This window comes from Rubrimonas sp., from assembly GCF_036788415.1.
Classification (GTDB): Bacteria; Pseudomonadota; Alphaproteobacteria; order Rhodobacterales; family Rhodobacteraceae; genus Rubrimonas.
Genome location: NZ_DAIQNN010000122.1, coordinates 1 through 6,466 on the forward strand (window position 1 = coordinate 1; position 6,466 = coordinate 6,466).

At 69.0% G+C, this 6,466-nt stretch carries 10 protein-coding genes; 1 reads left to right on the forward strand and 9 read right to left on the reverse strand.

Annotated features, from left to right (window positions below; genetic code table 11):
* From V7Q31_RS16420 to V7Q31_RS16455, 8 genes are all read right to left on the reverse strand, one after another.
* A partial coding sequence (locus tag V7Q31_RS16420; RefSeq protein WP_333834938.1) for a cupin domain-containing protein occupies window positions 1-287 on the reverse strand: 287 nt, incomplete at its 3' end.
* Entirely contained in the window at window positions 284-661 is a 378-nt protein-coding gene (locus V7Q31_RS16425; RefSeq protein ID WP_333834939.1) for a DUF1428 domain-containing protein, read from the reverse strand. The genes V7Q31_RS16425 and V7Q31_RS16420, both read right to left, overlap by 4 nt.
* Window positions 662-775: 114 nt before the next feature.
* The gene (locus tag V7Q31_RS16430) at window positions 776-1,252 is read right to left on the reverse strand and encodes a VOC family protein (RefSeq protein ID WP_333834940.1); all 477 of its coding nucleotides are present in this window, start codon (window positions 1,250-1,252) and stop codon (window positions 776-778) included.
* Window positions 1,249-1,695 (reverse strand): VOC family protein, encoded by a 447-nt coding sequence (locus V7Q31_RS16435; protein WP_333834941.1) that lies wholly within the window; start codon window positions 1,693-1,695, stop codon window positions 1,249-1,251. The genes V7Q31_RS16430 and V7Q31_RS16435 overlap by 4 nt, the downstream gene beginning before the upstream one ends.
* Window positions 1,696-1,723: 28 nt before the next feature.
* Window positions 1,724-2,428 carry a glutathione S-transferase family protein gene (locus tag V7Q31_RS16440; RefSeq protein WP_333834942.1) on the reverse strand — a complete coding sequence of 235 codons (705 nt, stop codon included), beginning with the start codon at window positions 2,426-2,428 and terminating at the stop codon, window positions 1,724-1,726.
* Between the two features lie 52 nt (window positions 2,429-2,480).
* Window positions 2,481-2,918: a YciI family protein gene (locus V7Q31_RS16445; protein WP_333834943.1), complete on the reverse strand. Its 438-nt coding sequence runs from the start codon at window positions 2,916-2,918 to the stop codon at window positions 2,481-2,483.
* A 114-nt stretch (window positions 2,919-3,032) separates the two neighbouring features.
* Complete coding sequence (locus V7Q31_RS16450; protein ID WP_333834944.1) at window positions 3,033-4,292, reverse strand: RNA polymerase sigma factor; 1,260 nt, start codon at window positions 4,290-4,292, stop codon at window positions 3,033-3,035.
* The gene (locus V7Q31_RS16455) at window positions 4,289-4,660 is read right to left on the reverse strand and encodes a YciI family protein (protein WP_333834945.1); all 372 of its coding nucleotides are present in this window, start codon (window positions 4,658-4,660) and stop codon (window positions 4,289-4,291) included. Before V7Q31_RS16455 ends, V7Q31_RS16450 begins: the two co-directional genes overlap by 4 nt.
* A 337-nt stretch (window positions 4,661-4,997) precedes the next feature.
* Here V7Q31_RS16455 and V7Q31_RS16460 point away from each other — a divergent pair, with 337 nt between their 5' ends.
* On the forward strand, window positions 4,998-5,975 hold the full coding sequence (locus V7Q31_RS16460) for an NAD-dependent epimerase/dehydratase family protein (protein ID WP_333834946.1): 978 nt from the start codon (window positions 4,998-5,000) through the stop codon (window positions 5,973-5,975).
* A gap of 9 nt (window positions 5,976-5,984) precedes the next feature.
* Here V7Q31_RS16460 and V7Q31_RS16465 read toward each other — a convergent pair.
* On the reverse strand, window positions 5,985-6,466 hold a 482-nt coding region (locus V7Q31_RS16465), incomplete at its 5' end, for a hypothetical protein (protein ID WP_333834947.1).

Here is a 6,466-nt window from a genome sequence, read left to right on the forward strand (position 1 = left end):
CCGGCGGGGCAGGCGATCACGTCGTGGCGGCGCAGCGGGTATCTGCGCTCGCCGAAGCGCAGTTCGCCCTCGCCGTCGAGGATCAAGAACATCTCCTCCTCAGCGCGGTGGTTGTGGAACGGGCACTGCGCCTTGCCGGGCGGCACGACGGTCAGGTTGTAGCCAAGCTGGCGCGCGCCGATCTTCTCGCCGACGAAGCCGCGCTTCGAGGTGTAGAGGCCGTTCTCCTCCACGTCCTCGAAAACGACGTCGTCGAGGTTCATAAGCGGCTTCGGGGCCGCGCTCATGCCGGCGCGCCCGCGCCGACACGCGCGTCGAGCAGCGTCTCGAACCCGCCGTGGATCATGCGCTTGCCGTCGAACGGCATCGGGTTGCGGTCAGGCGCCATGCGCGGATCGGCCATGATCGCCTTCCAGCCGGCGTCACGTACATCCTTGCCCGGCCACTCGATCCAGCCGACCACTACGGTTTCTCCCGGTTCCAGCGCCACGGCGCGGTGGAAATCGGTGAGCTTGCCCTCGGGCACGTCGTCGCCCCAGGTCTCGACCACGCGCAGCGCGCCGTGGTCGTGGAAGACGGTCGCGGCTTCGCGGGCGTGGCGCAGATAGGCGTCGCGATTGGCGGCGGGCACGGCGAGGACGAAGTTGTCGACGTAGCTCATGGCGGTTCTCCCTTCTGGGTCGGTCGGGCAGGCTCCTGCGCGGCAGTTTGAGGATGCCTCTCGATTGGAACGGAACCGGGGCGGGTCTGCGGCTAAGCGCGTCCCGGCGACGGCTCATGCGACTGCGGCTTCCAGCGCCGCGATGTCGATCTTCCTCATCGTCATCATCGCTGCGAACGCGCGCCCGGCCTTCGCTGGGTCGGCGCCGGTGGTCAGCGCCATCAGCAGCTGCGGCGTGATTTGCCAGCGAAAACCCCAGCGGTCGCTGCACCAGCCGCAGGCGTTCTCGACCCCGCCGCCGTCGACGATGGAGTTCCAGTAGCGGTCGGTCTCGGCCTGATCCTCGGTCAGCACCATGAAGCTGATGGCCTCATTAGGCGCGAAGGCCGGGCCGCCATTGAGCCCGATGAACGGCCGCCCGAGAACGGTGAACTCGACGGTCAATTCGTCGCCTGCGCGACCGCCCGGATAGTCGGCGGGCGCGAGGTTCACCCGTTCGACGCGGCTGTCGGGAAAGGTGGCGGCGTAGAACTCGGCCGCCTTGCGTGCTTCGCCCCGGTCGAACCAGAGGCAGGTTACGAGGCCGGTCACTGGGGACCTCCCTGAGCCACGGATCGCGCCGCCCTGTCGCCCTCGAAGCCCAGCATCCAAGGCGTGCCGTGGCGGTCGGTCACCATGGCGAAGCGCTCCGCCCAGAAGGTCTCGCCGGGAGGCATCTCGACAGCCTGCGCGTTCTCCGCAAGAGCCGCGTAAATGCGGTCGAACTCAGCGCACGAGGGCGGCGCCACATGCACGCGAAAGCCCTGCGGCCGCGCGTACATCTCGTCGGTATTGTCCGACGCCATCACCGTCGCGCCGCCGAGCCTCAGGCTCATGTTCAGCACAAGGTCGTCGCCGCCGGGCATCCGGCTGGCCACGTCCGGCGCGTCGCCGTTGCGGAAGACGTCGCCGACTTCGCCGCCGAGCACCTCGGCGTAGCGGGTCATCGCCTCGAGGCAGTTCCCCTTGAAGAACAGGTAGATGATCGGTTCCATGGTTCGTCCTTGTCGTTACTTGGGACTGTCATGCGCCGTGCCGCGTCGCGTCGGCCTGCGGCGCCTTTCGGTCGTGGCCTGCCCCGAAGCGGAAGCGGTCGGCCGAGATCCCCGCCTGCAGCGCGGCGAAGCCTTCCTTGATGGTCGGCGGCGCGGCAGGGCGGGCGTACATCCGCTCGACGAAACCCAAGAGGTTCGGGTGGTCGCCGAGCAGGTCCTCCTCCGACGCCCAGTCCAGCGTGAACGCGGCGATGAAGTCGGCGACGGTCGGCGAGGCCCCGACAAGGAAAGCGCGCCCCTCCATGTGCTGCTCCAGCGGAGCAAGCATGCGGCGGCAGTCGCGCCTTGCGAGCGGCGGCTCGTCCGCAAGCCGCTCGTGCTCGGGATAGATGAACGCGTGGAGGGCGATGCGCCACAGGGGCTGTTCGATCTCGGTCACCAGAAAGAAAATCCACTGGTGCATAAAGGCGCGCTCGGCCACGTCGCCCGGGATGAACCGTCCGCCCCCGTAGCGCTCGGCCAGATAGAGCGAGATCGCGGCGGATTCCGCCACCACGAGGTCGCCGTCGACGAGGACAGAAACCTTGCCGAACGGGTTGATCGCCAGGAACGGCGGCGCGAGGTGCTCGCCGTTGGAGATGTCGATCGGGACGATCTCGCACGCGAGGTCGAGTTCGTTGAGCAGCCAGAGCGGCCGAACGGCTCGGGTAGGGGGAATGCCGTAGAGTTTCATGTGCGGTCCTTTCCCGGGGCTCGAAGCGTTGTCGGATCGCATGGCCGGCCGCTCACTGCGCCTGCCGCCTGCGCGCCTCGGCGTCGACTCGAAGGCGCTCCTCGCGTTCGCGCAGCTCGGGCGTCAGCGCCGCGCCGAAATCCTCCGCCTCGAAAACTGGGCGGATCTCGATCACGCTGTCGTCGTTGTGGGGATTGGGGCAGCGGTTCACCCAGTCGATCGCCTCCTTCATCGAGGCGACTTCCCACATCCAGTAGCCGGCGATCAGCTCCTTGGTCTCCGCGAAGGGTCCGTCCGTGACGACGCGGCTCTTGCCCGAGAAGGCGACGCGGGCACCCTTCGCGCTTGGGTGCAGACCCTCTCCCGCAAGCAGCACGCCCGCCTTCGCCAGTTCCTCGTTGAACGCGGTCATCGCGGCGAGCAGCGTCTCGCTCGGCATCTCGCCGGCCTCGGAGGCCCTGCTGGCCTTCACCAGAACCATGACTTTCATCGATCCACGCTCCCTCATTCGAACGACGCCGGCGGCGCGCTCGCGTCGCCTTCGCCCCAAGGACGCGCCGCCTGACGCAGATCCGACAGCCGGGCTGAAAAAATTCGCTGGCCGTCAGTGGGCGGCGGAGAGACGGCCGAGCCGGTCGCGGATATGCGCCGCTTCGGCAGGGGACCGGGCGAGCGCGATGGCGCGGTCGAAAGCGACGCGCGCCTCGTCCATTCGGCCGAGCTCTTGAAGGAACGCGCCGCGAGCGCCGTGGAAATAGAAGTATCCCGAAAGCTGGTCTGACAGCGGTTCGATCATGGCGAGCGCCGCGGCGTGCCCGCGCGCCTTCGACGCCGCCACCGCACGGTTGAGCGTGACCACGGGCGACGGCTCCAGCCGCTCCAGTACGGCGTACAGGAACTCGATCCGCGCCCAGTCGGTCAGGTCGGCGCGGGCGGCGCGGGCGTGCTCGGCGGCGATGGCCGCCTGCACTTGGTAGCCGCCGGGCCGGGCATGGCGCGTCGCCGTGTCCACCAACGCCAGACCCTCCGCGATCATCCGCCCGTCCCAGATGGCGCGGTCGTGGTCCTCAAGCAGGATCACGCTGCCGTCGGCGTCGAAGCGCGCCGCGGCGCGGGAATGCTGCAGCAGCATCAGCGCCAGCAGCCCCATGACCTCCGGCTCGGCCGGAAAGAGCCTCAGCAGGAGGCGCCCCAGCCGGATCGCCTCCTCGCAGAGCGGCGCCCGCGCGCCGCTCTCGGCGACGCCGGCGGTGTAGCCCTCGTTGAAGACGAGGTAGATCATGGCGGCGACGGCCGCGAGGCGCTCGGCCCGCTCCATCGGTCCCGGCGTCTCGAAGGCGACGTCAGCGGCCGCGATGCGTCGCTTGGCGCGGGTGATGCGCTGCTCCATCGCCGCCTCGCCGACGAGGAAGGCGCGGGCGATCTGCGCGACCGACAGGCCAGAGACCACGCGCAGCGCCAGCGCCACCTGCTGCGTCGCCGGCATATCGGGATGGCAGCAGATGAACAACAGCCGCAGGATGTCGTCGCGGTAGTCGGCGGCGTCGATCCGTTCGGCCAGCGCGGGCTCGGGATCCTCCAGATCCGAGATCGTCTCCTCGGCCGGCAGGGGCTGCATCCGGCGGTCGCGCCGCATGGCGTCGAGCCGCGCATTCCGCCCGACCATGATCAGCCAGGCGGCGGGATCGCGCGGCGGCCCATTCCTCGGCCAGGCGCGCAGCGCCCGAAGGCACGCCTCCTGAAACGCCTCCTCGGCCGCGTCGAGGTCGCGGAACCAGCGCAAGAGGGCGGCGACCGCCTGCGGTCGGGCCGCGCTCAGAACAGCGGCGAGCCAGGCTCCGTCAGGCTCGTCCGCCGCGCTCACGGCGCCGCGGTCCCTGGCCTGAAGATTCCGATCGGCCTGATTTCGTAGGTCGCGCAAGGGTTCGCATCGGAAAATCCGCGGGCGATGTCGATGACCTCGTCGAGGCTGTCGCAATCGACGACGTAGAAGCCGAGAAGCTGCTCCTTGGTCTCGGCGAAGGGTCCGTCGAGCACCAGCGGCGCGTCGCGATCCCTGCGCAAGGTCGTCGCCGCGCTGGTCGGCAGCAACCGGACCACCGGTCCCAGTTTGCCGGCCTGCGCGACCTTCCCGTGGACGACGGCGAGCCGGGCGAGGACGGCGTCATCCTCCTCCCGGCTCCAGGCGGCGACGACCTTCTCGTCGTGATAGCAGAGGATGGCGTAGCGCATTGTCTGGTCCTTGGGCTTGCAGTGCGAGGACGAACGGGCCGACGCTCTGCCGACAGGGGAGCCGAAATAGTCCTGCGAGGTCGCGCTCGCGGCGCCATGGAGCCTGGCGTCAGGATACCGGGCGGGCCGAGGCTGGTCGAGGCTGCGGGAAGAGCGGCCGGGATCTCCATACGGTCCCGATGGCGCCAGACGTTCGCAACGGCCATCAGGGTGGGCTCCCAACATTATCGACAGAGCCGAATGGGGCGGGAGTAGAGGATGCGCCCGTGTCGCGCCGTCGACGCCGGACGCCATTCCGGGCATCATCCGGTTTGGTGGCCGCTCCCGGAGATCATCCATGAAGGTTCTCGTCACCGGCTCGTCGGGCTGGCTCGGACGCCACCTCGTCCCCATGCTGCGCGACGCCGGCTGGTCGCCGGTCGGGCTCGACGTCGCGCCCGGCGAGCAAACGGACGTCGTGGCCAGCGTCGCCGACCAGAACGCGATCGCGGCGCTGTTCTGCCGGCACGACTTCGACGCGGTGATGCACGGGGGCGCGCTGCACAAACCCGACATTGCGCGCTTCCCGCCGCAGGCCTTCGTGGATGTCAACGTCTCCGGCACGCTGAACCTGCTGCGGGCAGCAACGGCGCGGCCGGGCGCGCGGTTCGTCTTCACGTCGACGACGTCGCTGATGATCAGCCAGGCTATCCGCGACGAGCGGGCGACGAAGGCGGTCTGGCTCGACGAGGACGCCGGTCCGCTCGAGCCCCGCAACATCTACGGCGTGACCAAGCTGGCCGCCGAGGGCCTCTGCCGTCTGCATCATCTTGAACACGGGCTCGCCGTCGTCGTCCTGCGAACGGCACGTTTCTTCCCCGAGGACGACGACACGATCACGGCGCTGAGCGGGCCCAATCTGAAGGCGAACGAGCTTCTGCACCGGCGCGCCACAGTCCAGGACGTCGCCCGCGCCTGCCTCGCGGCGCTTGACCGGGCGCCGCAGATCGGCTTCGGGCTCTACGTCGTGTCCGCGCCGACGCCGTTCACTCGCGACGATCTGGGCGCGCTGAAGGCGGATGCGCCGGCGGTCATCCGCCGTCTCTTCCCCGAGGCCGAGGCGCTGTACCGGCGCGCGGGCTGGCGGCTGCCGCAATCGATCGGGCGCGTCTACAACGGCGGCCGCATTACCCGTCAGCTTGGCTTCGTGTATCGGACGAGCTTCGGCGACATCCTCGAAGCGTTGCGATGCGGAGACCCTGCCCCGATCGACCACGACCCAAACTACGGCTCGCCGATACTGCGCGCCTCTCAAGCGGAGGCGGCGCGGCGATGAGCTCTCAGTTCAGGCCTTTCGCGAGGCGTCGGGCGGACTTCGGTCGATGGCCGTCCGCGCGACCGGCAGCCGTATCCTCAACAGCCGCCGCTCGATGGTCCAGTTTCTGGCGACTGGGGTGCTCGGCACCACGCCGTCCACAAGGGGTGGATGTGCACGGAAGCCAACATTCGCACCGGCGGCGCCTGACGACGGATATGGATCGCATCGCAGTCCGGCTGCTACGTTCGCGTCGCCGAGCCGGCGAGAACCGAAGTACGCGAGCGCACGATGGTCGAGGAGAAACTGGTGCGCCGCGCGTGTTCCGATGATGTGGATGCCCTCGTAGAGATCTTGAACGAGATCATCTCGATCGGTGGCACCACGGCGCACCGCCGCCATTTTGACCGCGAGGGCGTCAGAGCCGCCTTCATCGACGCAGCGCGCCTCATCTGCTGTTTCGTGTGCGTCCAAGGTTCTGGTCCAGTGGGGTTTCAGGCGCTTGAATGGTC

Bases quoted from the DNA above. Each gene is read 5' to 3' on its own strand.
- V7Q31_RS16440 (WP_333834942.1), bottom strand. From the start codon at position 2,428: ATGAAACTCTACGGCATTCCCCCTACCCGAGCCGTTCGGCCGCTCTGG.
- V7Q31_RS16445 (WP_333834943.1), bottom strand. From the start codon at position 2,918: ATGAAAGTCATGGTTCTGGTGAAGGCCAGCAGGGCCTCCGAGGCCGGC.
- V7Q31_RS16435 (WP_333834941.1), bottom strand. From the start codon at position 1,695: ATGGAACCGATCATCTACCTGTTCTTCAAGGGGAACTGCCTCGAGGCG.
- V7Q31_RS16455 (WP_333834945.1), bottom strand. From the start codon at position 4,660: ATGCGCTACGCCATCCTCTGCTATCACGACGAGAAGGTCGTCGCCGCC.
- V7Q31_RS16425 (WP_333834939.1), bottom strand. From the start codon at position 661: ATGAGCTACGTCGACAACTTCGTCCTCGCCGTGCCCGCCGCCAATCGC.
- V7Q31_RS16460 (WP_333834946.1), top strand. From the start codon at position 4,998: ATGAAGGTTCTCGTCACCGGCTCGTCGGGCTGGCTCGGACGCCACCTC.